The following is a 16,257-nucleotide window of genomic DNA, read 5'->3' on the forward strand; positions in this document are numbered from 1 at the left end:
GGAACATGCACTATCATTATATCGTATCCCCGCCGTTTTTGTCTTTGACTTTCTTTCCCCCAATCATCCATGGTATGATAGAAGCGATTTAGGCACAAGCAAAGGAGCGAAAGCATCATGGCGAAAAAAGGGTATATTTTGATGGAAAACGGCGGGAAAATTGAATTCGAACTGTTTCCGAATGAGGCGCCGGTGACGGTGGCCAATTTTGAAAAATTAGCGAATGAAGGATTTTATGACGGATTAACCTTCCACCGCGTCATTCCCGGGTTCGTCAGCCAAGGGGGCTGCCCGCGCGGCAACGGGACGGGCGATGCCGGCTATACGATTCCGTGCGAGACGGACAACAACCCACACCGCCATGTCGCCGGGGCGATTTCGATGGCGCACCGCGGCCGCGACACCGGCAGCTGCCAGTTTTTCATCGTTCATGAGCCGCAGCCGCACCTCGATGGGATGCATACCGTCTTCGGCCAAGTAACGTCTGGGCTGGACGTTGTCAAGGCGATGAAAAACGGCGATGTGATGAAGGAAGTGAAAGTGTTTGACGAACAATAAGCGGCCGACGGGGGACGATGAGCGGACAAGGCGCAACAACTGGCGGCTGTTTTTCCTATTGGTAGCGGCCAGCCTGTTATGGGGGGCAGCGTATTGGATTTGGATTGTCAAATGATGACGCTTGGAAGCTGACATGGTATAATAAAAACAGCATGGTGATGCATCCTTCGGGGCAGGGTGAAATTCCCGACCGGCGGTGATGAGGCGACGCGCCTCTCAGCCCGCGAGCCTGATTGGCACGATCCGGTGCGATTCCGGAGCCGACAGTATAGTCTGGATGGGAGAAGGATGGCGATGTGCGCATGGTGGCTGATGGCGCTGTGCCGAAAGCGGGCAGCCCTCGGCGGCCAACAGGGCAACGGTGTCTAGACGGCACGTGCAGCCATAGGAGGCGAACGAATGTTTTGTTCGCTGTTATGCGCATCATGACTCATTCTCTCGCATCCCAAAGCCCCGGAGTCGTTCCGGGGATTTTTATTTTTGCGAAAGAAAAAGGTGAAAGCCGTGTATCGAGACGAAGATTACATGCGCTTGGCGTTGAATGTCGCGAAAGCCGGCAGCGGACAAACATCGCCGAACCCGCTTGTCGGCGCGGTTGTCGTCAACGGCGGGGAAGTGGTCGGGCTTGGCGCCCATTTGAAAGCCGGACAGCCGCACGCCGAAGTGCATGCGATTCGTATGGCCGGCGACAAAGCGCGCGGCGCCACGGTGTATGTGACGCTGGAGCCGTGCAGCCATTACGGCAAAACGCCGCCGTGCGCCGATTTGCTTATCGAAGCCGGCGTCCGCCGCGTCGTCGTCGCCACGACCGATCCGAATCCGCTTGTGGCGGGAAAAGGAATTGACAAGCTGCGCCAAGCGGGCATTCACGTCGACGTTGGCATCTTAAAAGAAGAAGCGGATGAACTCAACCGGATGTTTTTCCATTCCATTGCGACAAAGACGCCGTTTGTGACGCTGAAATACGCGTGCAGCCTCGACGGCAAAATCGCGACGGCGACAGGGGAAAGCCAATGGATCACATCGAGCGCGGCCCGTGAGGATGTCCATCGTCTCCGCGCCCAGCATGACGCCATTTTGGTCGGCGTCAACACCGTGATCGCGGACAACCCAAAGCTCACCGTTCGCATCGGGGAACAGCGGAAAAACCCGCTGCGCATTATTTTGGACACCCGCTTGCGCACCCCGCTTGACGCCCACGTCGTCACCGACCGTGAGGCGGAGACGTGGATCATCGCCGGCCGAGGCGCCAGTCGGGAAAAAGCGGCGGCATACGAGCGTCGGGGCGTGCGCGTCGTGTCGCTGCCGACCGATCGAGTGGAGGTCGGCGATGTGCTTCGCTTGCTCGGCGAACAGAAGGTGATGTCGCTGTTTGTAGAAGGCGGTTCGCGCGTCCATGACAGCTTTCTCCGCGCGGGAGCGGTCAATGAAGTGGTGGCCTACATAGCCCCGAAGCTGATCGGCGGGCAGGATGCCCCTACGCCGATCGGCGGCCTCGGCTTCCCGCGTCTCGCCGAAGCGCTCGAGCTTGACATCCGGCGGGTCGAAAGGATCGGTCCGGACGTGAAAATCGCCGCTGTTCCGAAGCGAAAGGAGGAAGCGTGATGTTTACCGGCATCATCGAAGAGATCGGCACGATCGAGCGGATGAACGCAACCGGGGACGCCATCGTCATGGCCATCAGCGCCAAGCGGGTGCTTGAAGATGTGCAACTTGGCGACAGCATCGCTGTCAATGGCGTCTGTCTCACCGTCACATCGTTTGACGACCGCCGGTTTACGGTTGACATCATGCCGGAGACGGTGAAAGCGACGGCGCTGAAGACGCTAAAGCCCGGATCGAAGGTGAACTTGGAGCGGGCGATGGCGGCCAACGGGCGGTTTGGCGGCCATTTCGTCAGCGGGCACGTGGACGGCGTCGGACGCATCATTCGCCAGTGGCCGAAAGCGAACGCGGTTTATTATGAAATCGAAGTGCCGGCTTCACTGCGCGCGTATATGATGGAGAAAGGATCGGTGGCGGTCGATGGCACAAGTTTGACCATTTTCGGGTTGAGCGAGCGCACGTTCACCGTTTCGCTGATCCCTCATACACGGGCGGCCACCATTTTAGGTGAAAAGCGGCCCGGCGACCTCGTCAATATTGAGTGCGACATGATTGGCAAATATGTCGCCGCTTTTCTTGCCGCCAAAGCAGCGCCGCCAGCGCGCGGGTTGACGGTTGACTTTTTAGAGCAGCACGGGTACAAATAAGCCGGAAAAAGGGGGGGCACTGGGCTGATGTTTGATTCCATCGCAGCGGCGCTGACCGCGCTTGCCAACGGAGAAGTGATCATCGTCTGCGACGATGAAGACCGGGAAAACGAAGGGGATTTTGTCGCGCTGGCCGAAAAGGTGACGCCGGATATCATTAATTTTATGATTACGCACGGTCGCGGGCTCGTCTGCGTGCCGATCACGGAAGAGTTGGCGGAACGCCTCGGCTTAGAGCCGATGGTTGCCCATAACACCGATGCGCACGGCACGGCGTTTACGGTGAGCATCGACTACAAAACGACAACGACCGGCATTAGCGCTCATGAGCGGGCGGCGACGATTCAGGCGCTGCTTGACCCGAATGTCAAAGCGAGCGATTTCAAGCGGCCAGGCCATATTTTTCCGCTCATTGCGAAAAAAGGCGGCGTGCTGCGGCGCGCCGGCCATACGGAAGCGGCTGTTGACTTGGCCCGGCTGTGCGGGGCGGCGCCGGCCGGCGTCATCTGCGAAATCATTAAAGAAGACGGAACGATGGCGCGCGTTCCCGATTTGCGGCAGATGGCTGACCAGTTTGGCTTGAAGATGATCACGATCAAAGACTTGATCGCCTATCGGAGCGAGCGGGAAAAGCTTGTCAAGCGCGAAGTGGACATCTGGCTGCCGACCGAATTTGGCGAATTCCGCGCCATCGGTTATACGAATGTGCTCGACGGAAAAGAGCATGTGGCGCTTGTCAAAGGAGAGATCACCCCGGACGAGCCGATTCTCGTGCGCGTCCATTCCGAATGCTTAACGGGCGATGTGTTCGGCTCTTACCGGTGCGATTGCGGACCGCAGCTGCACGCGGCGCTTCGGCAAATCGAGGCGGAAGGGCGCGGAGTGTTGCTGTACATGCGCCAAGAGGGGCGCGGCATCGGCCTTATGAACAAGCTGCGCGCCTACAAGCTGCAGGAGCAAGGCTATGACACGGTCGAAGCGAACGAAAAGCTCGGCTTCCCGGCCGATTTGCGCGATTACGGCATCGGGGCGCAAATGTTGAAAGACCTCGGCGTGACGAAAATGCGTCTGCTCACGAATAACCCGCGCAAAATCGCGGGCTTAAAAGGGCACGGGCTCGAGGTCGTCGAACGTGTGCCGCTCGAGATGCCACCGAAAAAGGAAAACGAACAGTATTTGCGCACGAAATACGAAAAATTAGGGCATATGCTTCATTTTTAGATGAAAGGGGAACGAATGATGAACGTCATTGAAGGCCATCTCGTTGGTACAGGACTGAAAATCGCCATCGTCGTTGCACGCTTTAACGAATTCATCACCGGCAAACTGTTGTCCGGGGCGATTGACGGTTTGACGCGACACGGCGTCAGCGATCATGACATCACCGTCGCCTGGGTGCCGGGCGCGTTTGAGATTCCGCTTGTGGCGAAAAAACTGGCCGAATCGAAGCAGTTCGACGCCGTCATTACGCTTGGCGCCGTCATCCGCGGCGCCACGAGCCATTTTGACTACGTCTGCAGTGAAGCGGCCAAAGGCGTTTCTCAGGCCGCGCTTGCGAGCGGCGTCCCGGTCATTTTCGGCGTTTTGACGACCGACACGATCGAGCAGGCGATCGAGCGGGCCGGCACCAAGGCAGGCAATAAAGGCTGGGAAGCGGCCGTGTCGGCCATCGAAATGGCAAACGTGTTGCGGGCATTTGCGTAAAAAAGCAGGAAACGGTTCACAATATCGGTGAGAATGTTTATAATACGTATAGAGAAAATGACAAAAACGTTTCCTGTTCGGAAGCATGTTTGTCGATAATGAGGGATTTTTATGTTCATCCGCTATCGAAAAAACTACGAGAAAATCGCCATGGGGTTGCTGTCGTTTATGCCGACGGAAAAGGACTTGAAACGGCTCCAGCAGACGATCAAACAGTATGAGACGAACGATGACTGGCAGCTGTTTTTATGGAAAGAGGACGAGGATATCGTCGGCCTGATTGGCGTCCTGTTGCGCGCTCCCGATGTGGTGGAAATTCAGCACATTAGCGTCAACCCATCGCACCGCCACCAAGGGATCGGAAAGCAGATGGTCAAAGCGTTGAAAGAGACGTATCCTGACCGTCGACTGTGTGCGAACGAGTGGACGGCTTCGTTTTTGGATAAATGCAACGCCTGCCATGAATAAGGGAACGAGTGCGGCGCGGCTGCGGGCAGCGGAGGGGCATCTATTTCCCCTCCGCTTTCGCCCGTTTTTTTCGTTCGCGCTCAGCGAGAATGCCCGAACGGTCACGACGTTGATGTTTGTTGACCACATCGACGTTGCCAAGGTCGCTTGGCTGCCCCCAAGCGAGCTGCTGTTTGGCGCAGGCGGCGAGGCATTGCTCGTAAAGCGAGCGGTCGCGAATCGGAAGCTCGACGCTTCGGTACGGTTCGCCGCGGACGATTCGCGCGGCGGTGTCGCCAAGGAGCGCTTCGAGCGCCTGATCATCGAGGCCGAGTTGGCGAATCATTCCGCGGGCCTCCTCAAGCAACGCCTGCGCTCGCCGAATGAGGCGGAGCGCCCCCGACATGTTGCCGCGCCGATAATGGTAGAAGGCGACGGCGATTTGAATGAGCACGAGCCATCCGTTTGGCCGTCCGTCTCGCTTCCATTGTTCTTCTAGCAGTTCATGACATTCAAAATAATCGCGGTCGCCGTGAAAATGGACCAAATAGTCGATATACGCTTTCGGGTACACGCCTCACCGTTCCTTTCCCCATCGCCGCCTTCGCCTTCCCTCGTTCAGCCGGGAAGCGCGGGCGCCGTTTTTCTTTCATTATACGCCGCATCGCTGCCGAGGGCAAAAAAGCAACCGATTTCTGCTCGCCCCGCCGCCTGATTATGATACAATAAAATGGGCTGTACGTACGGAAGCCGCTGAGGCGGCGCGCCGAAAAAAATGGTGGGATGGATGTGCAATTGTCATACAATGTGAAAATTGAAGCGTTTGAAGGGCCGCTCGATTTGCTTTTGCATTTGATTCATCGTTATGAAATTGATATTTATAACATCCCTGTGGCGCAAATCACCGAGCAGTATATGGCGTACATTCACGCCATGCAAGAGCTGGAGTTGGACATGGCTAGCGAATATCTGGTCATGGCGGCCACACTGCTCGCCCTAAAAAGCAAAATGTTGCTGCCGGCGCCGGAAGAGGAGGCTGGCGACGGCGAACTGGAGTTCACCGACGACGTGGATCCGCGCGAAGAACTGATGCAGCGGCTGCTCGAATATAAAAAGTTTAAAGAAGCGGCGCGTGCGCTGAAACAGCGCGAAGAAGAGCGGGCGCTCTTGTTTACGAAACCGCCGAGCGATTTGAGCGCCTATGCCGATGAAAAAAAGGCGGCGCCGCTCGATGTAAACGTGTATGATATGCTTGGCGCCCTGTCAAAACTGCTGCGCCGCAAGAAGCTGCAAAAACCGCTGCGGGCCAAAATCGCCCGCCAAGATCTTTCTGTTGAAAAGCGAATGGCAGAGATTTTGCAGGAGCTGCGAGAGACGAACGGGCGGAAAAACTTTTATGATTTATTTCCCGTCTATGACCGCGCTTATATCGTGGTGACGTTTCTAGCCGTTTTGGAGCTGATTAAGCAAAACGAAATCATTGTGGAACAAGAGCGAAATTTCAGCGATTTGTTTCTCGCGGCTAGGCCGAGCGGCTGAGACGCCCATCCGTCGCTTTCTGTTTACGGCTGCAGGCGAGACCGCACCGGATGGGGGCAACGCCGCTAGGTGATGACGGAGCGCAAACAACGGGAAAGGAGGAGGTTGCGCCGGCTCGACGGCCGGACGCGACGGACGAGTGATGGAAGAAAAAGAAGCAGGAAAAACGGGGACGGCTGGCTCACAGCCAGCGGCGCAAGCGATTGTGGAGGCGCTCTTGTTCGCCGCCGGCGATGAAGGGTTGTCGCTCGCCCAAATCGCCGCCGTGCTCGAAATCGACGAGGCGGAGGCGAAAGCGGTGCTCGCGAAGCTGCAAGAAGACTGCGAGCGCGAAGAGCGCGGCATCCAACTCATCGAACTGGGGGGCGTATTCTTGCTGGCGACAAAAAAAGAGCACGCCCCTTATTTAAAGAGGCTTGTCGAAGCTCCGGGTGCATCGCCGCTGTCGCAGGCCGCGCTCGAAACGCTGGCCATTATCGCCTACCGCCAGCCGATTACGCGCGCTGAAATTGAGGAGATTCGCGGGGTGAAAAGCGACAAGCCGCTGCAGACGCTGATGGCGCGGGCGCTCATTAAAGAAGTCGGGCGCGCGGAAGGAACAGGGCGCCCGATTTTGTATGGAACAACGGCCGAATTTCTCGATTATTTCGGGTTGAAAACGCTCGAGGAGCTGCCGCCGCTGCCGGAATGGGCGGACGATCACGAGCCGGAGCGGGAGGCGGATTTGTTTTTTGAAAAATTGACAGAACAATGGAGCGATGAACCATAGCCGTATGGTAAAATAAAGAAAAACAGCTGATCGAGGAAGGGGAGCGCTCATGGACGTTTGCCGCCTGCCGGAGTGAGCAGCGCGGCTTTTTGGTTTGACCGGAGAGAAACGTTCCGTTTGACGTGAGAGCGTGCGCTTTCGTTTTCGTTTGCGAACCGCTCTTTTTTTCTGTCTAACCGAGCCGCTGGAGAAACGGTTGCCGCCAGTTATTCGGTTCGCGGTTTGGTCGGATCGCACGTTGGCGGTTTCACTTCACCGGTCGTTTCCGCAAGTTTTTGTAAGTAGTAGCACTCTTCACGGGCCATATGGTCGGCCATGAGCTTGCATCGTCTTCCACGCCGAGCATGTGCCGATGAAAACTTTACGGGCCATATGGTATGAGCGGCGACAGCACGCCAAGCACTTCCCCTTGCCATGCCATTTCTTCGAGCTCATGAAAAAAGCGTTGGCAGATGGCCATCTCGAGTTCGATTTGATGGTGGAAGCGGGAGAGCGCCGGGAATTGGTGAATGTTAGCCCGCAAGTAGCCGGCCATGTCAATTGCTTTTGCGATGTCTTTGTTTGTTGCCTCGCTCCTATAGGTATGTGTGGCCGGGAATTTGGGTGAATGCGGACAAGAACGATTTCGATGAACCGGCATACGATATGGCGAAAAAAGAGGAGGAGGAGGTTTTTTCCAAATGGACGATCAAACGTTGTTGGCCCAGTATGTGGCCGAGTTGAGCGAATGGGGAGAACAAGTCAGGCAGGCGCTGGCGTGGCGCGGGGCAAGCACGGAGGGAGTCGCGGCGCTGCTGTCCGTAATCGCCGAACATGACGGGGCGTGGACAAAAGAGGAGGTTCGCGAGCTCCAGCGCCGCGCCGATGCGGTGTATGCGGCGGCGCTCCGCCATTACGCCTTCGAGGCGGCCGAGTGGGGAAAACAGGTGGAGCAGGCGCTGGCGTGGCGCGGGGCTGCCGGGGATATCGGGCTTTCCGCCTTGTCTGCTTACATTGACCAACACAACGATGCATGGACCGAAGAAACGATCGCTGCGCTGCAGCAGCTTGTCGATGAGGTGTACGAGCGGGCCGTCCGTCTCATTGGTGCGCCGTCCGGCGAACAAGGGCAAGCGGCGGGGCTAGCCGCTGCCCAGACAGCGGGGGTGATCGTGGCCGAAGCGCGGACGGAGGTGGACGGCGAACGGGAGGATGAACAACGATCAACGCTTGTCGATGAGAAGGAAGAAGCGAACGCGTTGGTGGCGGATGCTGGGAATCAAATCCTATTTCCGGATTCATCATGGGACTCTCTCGGGCGCGAACGACAGCCGGCCGTTCCTCCCGGCAAACATGTTTTGCCGCCGCTGCCGTACAAATATGATGCGCTTGAACCTCATATTTCCGAAGAAATCATGCGCCTGCACCACACGAAACACCATCAAAGCTACGTCGACGGCCTGAATCAAGCGGAGCGGATGATGGCCGAGGCGCGCCGCACGAACCGATTTGAGCTGCTCAAGCATTGGGAGCGGGAGGCGGCGTTCCACGGTTCCGGCCACTATTTGCATACTATTTTTTGGTATAATATGGATCCGAACGGCGGCGGCGAGCCGCGCGGGGAACTGCGGGCGCAAATCGAGCGCGATTTCGGCAGTTTCGCTGCCTTTCGCCGCCATTTCACCGAAGCGGCCAAAAGCGCGGAAGGGGTGGGCTGGGCGCTGCTCGTTTGGGCGCCGCGAGCGCATCGGCTTGAAATTTTGCAGGCGGAAAAACACCAGCTGATGGCGCAATGGGATGTGATTCCGCTTCTTGTGCTCGACGTTTGGGAACATGCGTATTATTTGCAATATAAAAACGACCGGGCGGCGTATATTGCCAATTGGTGGAATGTGGTGAATTGGCGCAATGTCGAAGCGCGCTTTGCTAAGGCACAGAAGCTGCGCTGGCCGCCGTTTTAACCGGATGTCCAAACAGGGAGGGTGTTCCAAAAGGGTGGGACACCCTCTTTCATATCGTACTGACCGCTTCTGTCACGCGATAAGTGGTCCCGATCTGCACGGTAGACACCCTTTTTGGTCAGCCGCTATTTTTTCATCATATTTGTCCGCGCCCCGCATACACTTGTACCAAGCACGGCTTGGACGTTTCAACGGTTTTCCTCGCTCGCGCTCATGTCAGCCCAACTTGGAAAGGGGGACAGGCGGTTTCCCTCGCTCGCCGAAGGGAGAGCCTCGCCGATACGCGTGGACAAATGGAAGCGGCTCATAGCTTTGATGGCCCTCGCTGCGGGGATCATCGCATTGATCCCGGGACGGATGGATGCGATGAACGGGGTGAGCGCGAAAAGCGCGATTTTAATGGAGCAGCATTCCGGACGGGTTTTGTTTGCCAAAGACGCCTATACAAAGCGGCGCATTGCCAGCATTACGAAAATTATGACCGCCGTTTTAGCGATTGAGTCAGGAAAAATGGATGACCTCGTCACGGTCAGCGCCCGCGCCGTTCGAACGGAAGGGTCGTCGATTTACTTGCGTCAAGGGGAAAAAATCAAGCTGCGCGATTTAGTGTACGGATTGATGCTTCGCTCCGGCAACGACGCGGCGGTGGCGATCGCCGAACATGTCGGCGGCAGCGTTGAAGGGTTTGTGTTTTTAATGAACAAAAAAGCGGCTGAAATCGGGATGCGCGATACGGAGTTTGCCAATCCGCACGGCTTGGATGACGCGGAAAACCATTATTCGACCGCTTACGACATGGCGCTCTTGATGCAATACGCGATGAAAAACAGCGAATTTCGCCGCATCTCCGGGACGAAAGTGTATCGCGCGCCCGCCCCTCCGGGAGAGGAAGGTGCAAGGGTGTGGCGGAATAAAAACAAGCTGCTCACCGGCCTTTACGAATATTGCACCGGCGGAAAAACCGGCTATACGAAGCGGGCGCATCGCACGCTGGTGACGACGGCGTCCAAAGATGGGGTCAATTTGATTGCCGTCACGTTGGACGCTCCAGACGATTGGAACGACCACATCGCGATGTACGAATACGGGTTTTCCCATTATCATATCGCGAACGTGAGCGGAAAGCGAATCGTCGGCAAAATCACTGATCCGTTTTATGAAGGACGGCTGCGCGCGGCCCGCGATTTGCAATATCCCGTGACCAGCGAGGAAGAGAACGAATTGCGGGTGAACGTGTATTTGCTGAAGCCGCGCGCCGAGTGGAAAGAAGATCCGGATCGCGTTCCAGCGGCGGTCGGAAAGGCGGTGCTTTATTTGCACGATAAAGCGGTGGATGAGACGCCGCTGCTGTACGAACATAAGAAGGAGAAAAGCGGCGAAAACTCGTTTTGGGATTTATTTTCCTTTTTAGGTGTGAGAAGCGATGGTTAACCTCATTTGGGTCATGATGGCGGTCGTCGGCATCGTCTTTGCAGCGATCAACGGCACGATGGAAGAAGTGAACAAGGCGGTGTTTGAAAGCGCCAAAGAAGCGGTGACGATCAGCATCGGCATGATCAGTGTGTTAGTATTTTGGCTTGGATTGATGGCCATCGCCGAGCGGGCCGGCCTGCTTCATAAAGTCGCGCGCCTGTTCATGCCCATTGTGCGCCGGCTATTCCCAGAGGTGCCGCCCGGCCATCCGGCGCTCGGCTACATCGTTTCGAATATGGTCGCGAACATGTTCGGCCTTGGCAATGCGGCGACGCCGATGGGCATCAAGGCGATGGAACAGCTAAAACAGCTCAACGGCGGCCGCGATGAGGCCAGCCGGTCGATGGTGACGTTTTTGGCCATTAACACGTCAAGCATTACGCTCATTCCGGCGACCGTCATTTCGATTCGCATGACGTACGGTTCGGCGGCGCCGGGCGAAATTATCGGCACGACCGTCGTCGCCTCGACGATTTCGACGATCGGGGCAGTATTGATCGACCGGTATTATTACTGGAAACGGACGCGGAAAGGCGGGAAACGGTGATGGCCATCGTCCAGCTTCTTTCCACATGGTTGATCCCGGCGCTCATCGCTTTTATTTTGCTTTACGGTACAGCAAAGAAAGTGCCGACCTACGAAACGTTTGTCGAAGGCGGCAAAGAAGGAATCGAAATCGCGTTTTCGCTTATTCCGTATTTGGTCGGCATGCTGGTGTCGGTGGCGATCTTTCGGGCATCGGGGGCGCTTGATGCGTTGATGGCAGCTATCGAACCGTTCGCCGAGGCGGTCGGGATGCCGGCGGAAATCGTTCCGCTGGCGGCTCTGCGCACGATTTCCGGCACGGCGGCGCTCGGCATGACGACCGATTTGATCGCCACCTACGGCCCCGATTCGTTTATCGGTCGCCTCGCTGCTACGATTCAAGGAAGCACGGAGACGACGCTGTACGTGCTTACGGTGTATTTCGGCGCCGTCGGCGTCAAAAAAATGGGCGACGCGTTAAAAGTCGGCGTTTTAGCGGACATTCTTAGCTTGATCGTTTCCTTTTTCATCGTCTTGCTCGTTTTCGGGCGCTGACAGCGTCCGCTTTCCCGCCCAAGCGGCGGGTTTTTTTTCGTTTGTGATGAAGAAAAAGAGAAGCGCTGCGCTTGTATCTATGTCGCGGAAAGGGTAAGATGATGAAAGAGGTGAGGAACAATGGAACGGTTGCAAAAAGTGATCGCCCGCGCCGGCATCGCATCAAGGCGCAAAGCGGAAGAACTCATCTTGCAAGGGCGGGTGAAAGTCAACGGCCGCGTCGTCACCGAACTCGGCGCCAAAGTCGGGCCGCGCGATGATGTCGAAGTCGACGGCATTCCCGTCGAGCGTGAGGAGCCCGTTTACTATTTGTTGTACAAGCCGCGCGGGGTGATCTCGAGCGTCAAAGATGACAAGGGGCGCAAAGTGGTGACCAATTTTTTCAAAGATCTGGACAAACGGATTTATCCGATCGGACGGCTCGATTACGATACGTCCGGCTTGCTTTTGTTGACGAATGACGGCGATTTCGCCCATTTGCTCATGCATCCGCGCTATGAGATCGAGAAAGTATACGTCGCTAAGGTGAAAGGCATCCCGACAGGCGAACAGCTCAGGCAGCTTGAGCGCGGAGTGAAGCTCGAAGACGGCATGACGGCGCCGGCGAAAGTGAAGCTGCTTTCCACCGACCGGAGGAAAAACACCGCCATCGTAGAAATCCGAATTCACGAAGGCCGGAACCGACAAGTGCGCCGCATGTTTGCGGCAATCGGCTGCGACGTGCTGAAGCTGAAGCGAGAGCGGTACGGGTTTCTCGATTTAAAAGGGCTGCGCCCCGGTGAATACCGCGAGCTGACGCCGCACGAGGTGAAGCTGTTGCGCGCGATAGCGCTTTCCGGGGGAAGAAAATGACAAGTATTTGTTACATCACAGCTAGATGGGCCTTACTGTCATGGAATAAAATTACAAATATTGTCGCATCACAGCTAGTTCCGATACCGCATGGACCTAACTGTCGCTAAGGAAAATGACAAACGTTGTCACATAACGTTCATATCTCCGCGCATAGAAACGAGACGAGTTTTGCTATAATGAAAAATGGGAGATTGTGAACTTCCATGTCCAATCCTTGCGGCCGGTGCCGCGGGGGGATGAGAAATTAAAGGGGTTTGAACGATGAAAAAGCAGCAGCGCTTAGTGGTGAGGACGGCGATTTTGCTCGTGTTGCTTGCCGCGGTTGGCTACACGATTTACGCCAACTTTTTCACCGAAAAAACGGCGGTGGCTGTCGGTTCGACAGCGCCGGATTTTGTGTTGACCGATTTGAACGGACAGAAGCACCGCCTCTCCGATTACCGCGGCAAAGGCGTGTTTTTGAACTTTTGGGGGACGTGGTGCAATCCGTGTAAGCGGGAAATGCCGTATATGAACGATTGGTATCCGGTGTACAAGCAGCAAGGAGTGGAAATATTGGCGGTCAACGTCGGCGAACCGAAGCTGAGCGTCAAAAAGTTTGCCGAGCGTTTCGGGTTGACGTTTCCGATCGTCATCGACCAAGAAGATCAAGTGTTGAACGCGTACAATGTCGGGCCGTTGCCGACGACGTTTTTAATTGATAAAAACGGCAAAGTGAAACAAATCATTACCGGAACGATGACGAAAGAAGACATCAGACGGCATCTGGAAAGCATCAAACCGTAAGGAGTTTTGCGTCATGGAACAGGTGAAATGCGAATGCGGCCACGTGAATCCGCACGGCACGGCGTTTTGTGAATCGTGCGGCAAGCCGCTTCAAGATGTGGGCGAAAAGCGGCTTTTAGACATGCGCTACGAAGGGAGCGCGCGCCGGTCGCAAACGTACAAACGGACGATCATCGATCAAATTTGGGCGTTTTTTTCATCGGTCAAAGTCGGCGTCGCGCTCATTGTCATCACGCTCATCGCGTCGGCGATCGGGACGATTTTTCCGCAGCAAATGTACATTCCGCCAAACGCCGATCCGGCCGAATACTATGAAAAGCAGTACGGCTTGGCGGGGAAGCTGTATTACGAGCTTGGATTCAACAATTTATACGGTTCATGGTGGTACATTTTGCTCATCGCCTTGATCGGCGTCTCGCTCGTCATCTGCAGTCTCGACCGCGTCGTGCCGCTGTATCGCGCCTTGAAGCGGCAAGGGGTGAAGCGCCATCCGCACTTTCTCGAGCGCCAGCGGCTGTTTGGCGTTTCGCGGGTGAACGATCCTGACGACGCGATCGCGACGTTGAAAGAGCGGCTTGCGAAACAGCGCTACCACGTCCGCGAAGAAGACGGCCATTTGCTCGCCGAAAAAGGGCGGTTTTCGCGCTGGGGTCCGTACGTCAACCATATCGGCCTCATCATCTTCTTGATCGGGGCGATGCTCCGTTCCGTTCCCGGGATGTACATCGACCGCGCCATGTGGATTCCGGAAGGCGAAACGAAGGAAATTCCCGGGACAAACGGCCGCTATTTTTTAAAAAGCGAACAATTTATTTTTGAAACGTATCAAAAAGGGAAAGAGAACGAAGCGTTCAACGCCGCTATTGACCGCGTCGGCAACGGAATGATCGCGAAAAACTACCAAACGAACGTCGTGCTGTATAAGCGCGTCGGTCCGGTGATCGCCGGCGCTGAACCGAAGCTGAAAAAAGTTAAAGAATACGCGATTCGCGTCAACGAGCCGTTGAAATTTGACGGTTATGCGCTTTATCAGGTCGACTTCCGCCTTGGCGAACCGAAGGCGATGTCGTTTCAGCTCACCGATAAGCGATCGGGCGCGTCGTTCGGCACGGTTCACATCGATTTGTACAACCCGAAAGAAGAATATGATCTAGGGCGAGGGTATCGCGTGAAGCTATTAAGCTATTTCCCTGACTTCGAGTTTGACGAAGACGGCAACCCGTCGACAAAATCGCGCGTGCCGAACAACCCGGCGTTCGTGTTCAAAATGTATGCTCCGGATCGTCCAAAAGGGGAGACGAGCTTTGTCGCCATCCAGCAGACGATCGAGCCGTTTGGCGACAACAAGTACAAAATGGCGTTTGCGGGGCTGGAGACGCGCAACGTTTCCGGTTTGACCGTCCGCCGCGATTTCACGCTGTGGATTTTAGGGATAGGCGGGGCGATTTTCATGATCGGGCTGATCCAAGGCATGTACTGGAACCACCGCCGCGTTTGGGTGCAGCGGGTCAACGGCGAACTATGGATCGCTGCGCATACGAACAAAAACTGGTTTGGCTTAAAAAACGAGCTGCGCCGCCTGCTTGACGGCACCGGCTTGACAATGCCGGCCGATCGGCTCGAGGAAGGAAAGAAAGCCCGACAAGGGGGACAAGCGCATGGTACAGCTTAGCAGCACATTGCTCTATACGGCGTTCATTTTGTATTTAATCGGCACCTTTTTCTTCGGCGGTTCGATTCGCGACAGACGGAAAGAGCGGGAAGGGAAAGACCGCTGGTCGCAGCTTGGCATCGCGGTGACGATCATTGGTTTTCTTGCCCAGCTTGGCTATTTCATCACGCGCTGGATCGCCGCCGGGCACGCGCCGGTCAGCAACTTGTTCGAGTTTACGACCTTTTTTGGCATGATGCTGGTCGCTGCGTTCATTATTATTTATTTTATTTACCGGCTGAGCGTGCTCGGGCTGTTTGCCCTTCCTGTCGCTTTGCTCATCATCGCCTATGCGAGCATGTTTCCGCGCGAAATTTCGCCGCTCATTCCCGCTTTGCAAAGCGACTGGCTGCACATTCACGTTACGACGGCGGCAGCCGGCGAAGCGATTTTGGCCATCAGCTTTGTCGCCGGGCTCATTTATTTGATCCGCGTCGTCGATCAGTCAAAACCGTCAAAGCGTACGCTTTGGCTCGAAGTCGTCATGTTTTGCTTAATTACTACGCTCGGCTTTGTCGTCGTTTCGACCGCGTTTGGTCTTTCCGGCTATGAAGCGAAGTTTACATGGGTGGATAAAAACAAACAGAAGGATGAGATGATTTACGAGCTGCCGGCGCTTGTCGGCCCGCATGAAGGCAAGCTCACCAAAGACAGCGCCGACCGCATGGAGCCGTTTTTGGAAATGCCCGCCATCATCAACGCCAAAAAGCTGAACACGGTTCTTTGGTCATTGATGGCAGGGACGGTGTTGTACATCGCGCTTCGGCTTCTTTTGCGCAAACGCATCGCCGCGGCGCTCCAACCGTGGGTAAAAAACGTCAACCTCGATTTGGCGGATGAGATCAGCTATCGGGCGGTGGCGATCGGGTTTCCAGTCTTTACGCTCGGAGCGCTCATTTTCGCCATGATTTGGGCGCAAATCGCTTGGACCCGCTTTTGGGGCTGGGATCCGAAAGAAGTGTGGGCGCTCATCACCTGGCTGTTTTACGCTGCCTTTTTGCATCTTCGTTTGTCAAAAGGCTGGCACGGCGAAAAGTCGGCATGGCTCGCCGTCATCGGATTTGCCATTATTATGTTTAACTTGGTGGCGGTCAACCTCGTCATCGCCGGGCTGCATTCGTACGCCGGAACATAATGGAACAA

18 protein-coding genes, 1 pseudogene and 1 riboswitch are annotated in these 16,257 nt (G+C 55.9%); of the genes and pseudogenes, 17 read left to right on the plus strand and 2 right to left on the minus strand.

The window, feature by feature from the left end; translation table 11 throughout:
- Nucleotides 1–117 precede the first annotated feature (117 nt).
- The 7 genes from NST29_RS06870 to NST29_RS06900 all read left to right on the plus strand — a co-directional run bounded on the left by NST29_RS06870 (nt 118) and on the right by NST29_RS06900 (nt 4,982).
- A complete protein-coding gene (locus NST29_RS06870; RefSeq protein ID WP_033023507.1) occupies nt 118–558 on the plus strand; it encodes a peptidylprolyl isomerase in 441 nt (146 codons plus the stop codon).
- A complete protein-coding gene (locus NST29_RS06875) occupies nt 545–673 on the plus strand; it encodes a hypothetical protein (protein ID WP_255516077.1) in 129 nt (42 codons plus the stop codon). The genes NST29_RS06870 and NST29_RS06875 overlap by 14 nt, the downstream gene beginning before the upstream one ends.
- Nucleotides 674–717: 44 nt before the next feature.
- Nucleotides 718–851: riboswitch (FMN riboswitch) on the plus strand.
- A gap of 211 nt (nt 852–1,062) precedes the next feature.
- Nucleotides 1,063–2,163 carry a bifunctional diaminohydroxyphosphoribosylaminopyrimidine deaminase/5-amino-6-(5-phosphoribosylamino)uracil reductase RibD gene (ribD, locus tag NST29_RS06880; protein ID WP_081917083.1) on the plus strand — a complete coding sequence of 367 codons (1,101 nt, stop codon included), beginning with the start codon at nt 1,063–1,065 and terminating at the stop codon, nt 2,161–2,163.
- Nucleotides 2,163–2,810: a riboflavin synthase gene (ribE, locus tag NST29_RS06885; protein WP_033023506.1), complete on the plus strand. Its 648-nt coding sequence runs from the start codon at nt 2,163–2,165 to the stop codon at nt 2,808–2,810. The genes ribD and ribE (NST29_RS06885) overlap by 1 nt, the downstream gene beginning before the upstream one ends.
- Nucleotides 2,811–2,837: 27 nt before the next feature.
- Nucleotides 2,838–4,031 carry a bifunctional 3,4-dihydroxy-2-butanone-4-phosphate synthase/GTP cyclohydrolase II gene (locus tag NST29_RS06890; protein WP_033023505.1) on the plus strand — a complete coding sequence of 398 codons (1,194 nt, stop codon included), beginning with the start codon at nt 2,838–2,840 and terminating at the stop codon, nt 4,029–4,031.
- 18 nt (nt 4,032–4,049) lie between these two features.
- A complete protein-coding gene (gene ribE, locus NST29_RS06895; protein ID WP_033023504.1) occupies nt 4,050–4,514 on the plus strand; it encodes a 6,7-dimethyl-8-ribityllumazine synthase in 465 nt (154 codons plus the stop codon).
- Nucleotides 4,515–4,625: 111 nt separating this feature from the next.
- Nucleotides 4,626–4,982 (plus strand): GNAT family N-acetyltransferase, encoded by a 357-nt coding sequence (locus NST29_RS06900; protein WP_033023503.1) that lies wholly within the window; start codon nt 4,626–4,628, stop codon nt 4,980–4,982.
- A gap of 40 nt (nt 4,983–5,022) precedes the next feature.
- On the opposite strand, the gene NST29_RS06905 is transcribed toward NST29_RS06900, so the two are convergent.
- A complete protein-coding gene (locus NST29_RS06905) occupies nt 5,023–5,535 on the minus strand; it encodes a DUF309 domain-containing protein (RefSeq protein ID WP_033023500.1) in 513 nt (170 codons plus the stop codon).
- Between the two features lie 209 nt (nt 5,536–5,744).
- Here NST29_RS06905 and NST29_RS06910 point away from each other — a divergent pair, with 209 nt between their 5' ends.
- Together NST29_RS06910 and scpB are read left to right on the plus strand one after the other, a co-directional pair.
- Nucleotides 5,745–6,500 carry a segregation/condensation protein A gene (locus NST29_RS06910; protein ID WP_033023498.1) on the plus strand — a complete coding sequence of 252 codons (756 nt, stop codon included), beginning with the start codon at nt 5,745–5,747 and terminating at the stop codon, nt 6,498–6,500.
- A gap of 142 nt (nt 6,501–6,642) precedes the next feature.
- Entirely contained in the window at nt 6,643–7,269 is a 627-nt protein-coding gene (scpB, locus tag NST29_RS06915; protein ID WP_033023497.1) for an SMC-Scp complex subunit ScpB, read from the plus strand.
- A gap of 206 nt (nt 7,270–7,475) precedes the next feature.
- On the opposite strand, the pseudogene NST29_RS06920 reads toward scpB, so the two are convergent.
- Nucleotides 7,476–7,816 (minus strand): annotated as a pseudogene (locus NST29_RS06920) (hypothetical protein); the annotation flags it as partial.
- 133 nt (nt 7,817–7,949) lie between these two features.
- Here NST29_RS06920 and NST29_RS06925 point away from each other — a divergent pair.
- From NST29_RS06925 to ccsB, 8 genes are all read left to right on the plus strand, one after another.
- A complete protein-coding gene (locus NST29_RS06925; protein WP_324699385.1) occupies nt 7,950–9,209 on the plus strand; it encodes a superoxide dismutase in 1,260 nt (419 codons plus the stop codon).
- Between the two features lie 285 nt (nt 9,210–9,494).
- Entirely contained in the window at nt 9,495–10,640 is a 1,146-nt protein-coding gene (locus NST29_RS06930) for a D-alanyl-D-alanine carboxypeptidase family protein (RefSeq protein ID WP_235207623.1), read from the plus strand.
- On the plus strand, nt 10,633–11,229 hold the full coding sequence (locus tag NST29_RS06935) for a nucleoside recognition domain-containing protein (RefSeq protein WP_033021080.1): 597 nt from the start codon (nt 10,633–10,635) through the stop codon (nt 11,227–11,229). Before NST29_RS06930 ends, NST29_RS06935 begins: the two co-directional genes overlap by 8 nt.
- Nucleotides 11,229–11,762: a spore maturation protein gene (locus tag NST29_RS06940; RefSeq protein WP_033021081.1), complete on the plus strand. Its 534-nt coding sequence runs from the start codon at nt 11,229–11,231 to the stop codon at nt 11,760–11,762. The genes NST29_RS06935 and NST29_RS06940 overlap by 1 nt, the downstream gene beginning before the upstream one ends.
- A gap of 120 nt (nt 11,763–11,882) precedes the next feature.
- Nucleotides 11,883–12,614, plus strand: a complete 732-nt coding sequence (locus NST29_RS06945; RefSeq protein ID WP_033021083.1) for a pseudouridine synthase — start codon at nt 11,883–11,885, stop codon at nt 12,612–12,614.
- Between the two features lie 264 nt (nt 12,615–12,878).
- A complete protein-coding gene (locus NST29_RS06950; protein WP_033021084.1) occupies nt 12,879–13,403 on the plus strand; it encodes a thiol-disulfide oxidoreductase ResA in 525 nt (174 codons plus the stop codon).
- 13 nt (nt 13,404–13,416) lie between these two features.
- Complete coding sequence (locus NST29_RS06955) at nt 13,417–15,075, plus strand: cytochrome c biogenesis protein ResB (protein WP_033021086.1); 1,659 nt, start codon at nt 13,417–13,419, stop codon at nt 15,073–15,075.
- A complete protein-coding gene (ccsB, locus tag NST29_RS06960) occupies nt 15,062–16,249 on the plus strand; it encodes a c-type cytochrome biogenesis protein CcsB (protein ID WP_033021087.1) in 1,188 nt (395 codons plus the stop codon). Before NST29_RS06955 ends, ccsB begins: the two co-directional genes overlap by 14 nt.
- Nucleotides 16,250–16,257: the final 8 nt, after the last annotated feature.

It is taken from the genome of Geobacillus sp. FSL W8-0026 (assembly GCF_037966255.1).
GTDB lineage: Bacteria > Bacillota > Bacilli > Bacillales > Anoxybacillaceae > Geobacillus > Geobacillus icigianus.

Bases quoted from the DNA above. Each gene is read 5' to 3' on its own strand.
- NST29_RS06870 (WP_033023507.1), top strand. From the start codon at position 118: ATGGCGAAAAAAGGGTATATTTTGATGGAAAACGGCGGGAAAATTGAA.
- ribE (WP_033023506.1), top strand. From the start codon at position 2,163: ATGTTTACCGGCATCATCGAAGAGATCGGCACGATCGAGCGGATGAAC.
- NST29_RS06890 (WP_033023505.1), top strand. From the start codon at position 2,838: ATGTTTGATTCCATCGCAGCGGCGCTGACCGCGCTTGCCAACGGAGAA.
- ribE (WP_033023504.1), top strand. From the start codon at position 4,050: ATGAACGTCATTGAAGGCCATCTCGTTGGTACAGGACTGAAAATCGCC.
- NST29_RS06900 (WP_033023503.1), top strand. From the start codon at position 4,626: ATGTTCATCCGCTATCGAAAAAACTACGAGAAAATCGCCATGGGGTTG.
- NST29_RS06910 (WP_033023498.1), top strand. From the start codon at position 5,745: ATGGATGTGCAATTGTCATACAATGTGAAAATTGAAGCGTTTGAAGGG.
- scpB (WP_033023497.1), top strand. From the start codon at position 6,643: ATGGAAGAAAAAGAAGCAGGAAAAACGGGGACGGCTGGCTCACAGCCA.
- NST29_RS06925 (WP_324699385.1), top strand. From the start codon at position 7,950: ATGGACGATCAAACGTTGTTGGCCCAGTATGTGGCCGAGTTGAGCGAA.
- NST29_RS06935 (WP_033021080.1), top strand. From the start codon at position 10,633: ATGGTTAACCTCATTTGGGTCATGATGGCGGTCGTCGGCATCGTCTTT.
- NST29_RS06940 (WP_033021081.1), top strand. From the start codon at position 11,229: ATGGCCATCGTCCAGCTTCTTTCCACATGGTTGATCCCGGCGCTCATC.
- NST29_RS06945 (WP_033021083.1), top strand. From the start codon at position 11,883: ATGGAACGGTTGCAAAAAGTGATCGCCCGCGCCGGCATCGCATCAAGG.
- NST29_RS06950 (WP_033021084.1), top strand. From the start codon at position 12,879: ATGAAAAAGCAGCAGCGCTTAGTGGTGAGGACGGCGATTTTGCTCGTG.
- NST29_RS06955 (WP_033021086.1), top strand. From the start codon at position 13,417: ATGGAACAGGTGAAATGCGAATGCGGCCACGTGAATCCGCACGGCACG.
- ccsB (WP_033021087.1), top strand. From the start codon at position 15,062: ATGGTACAGCTTAGCAGCACATTGCTCTATACGGCGTTCATTTTGTAT.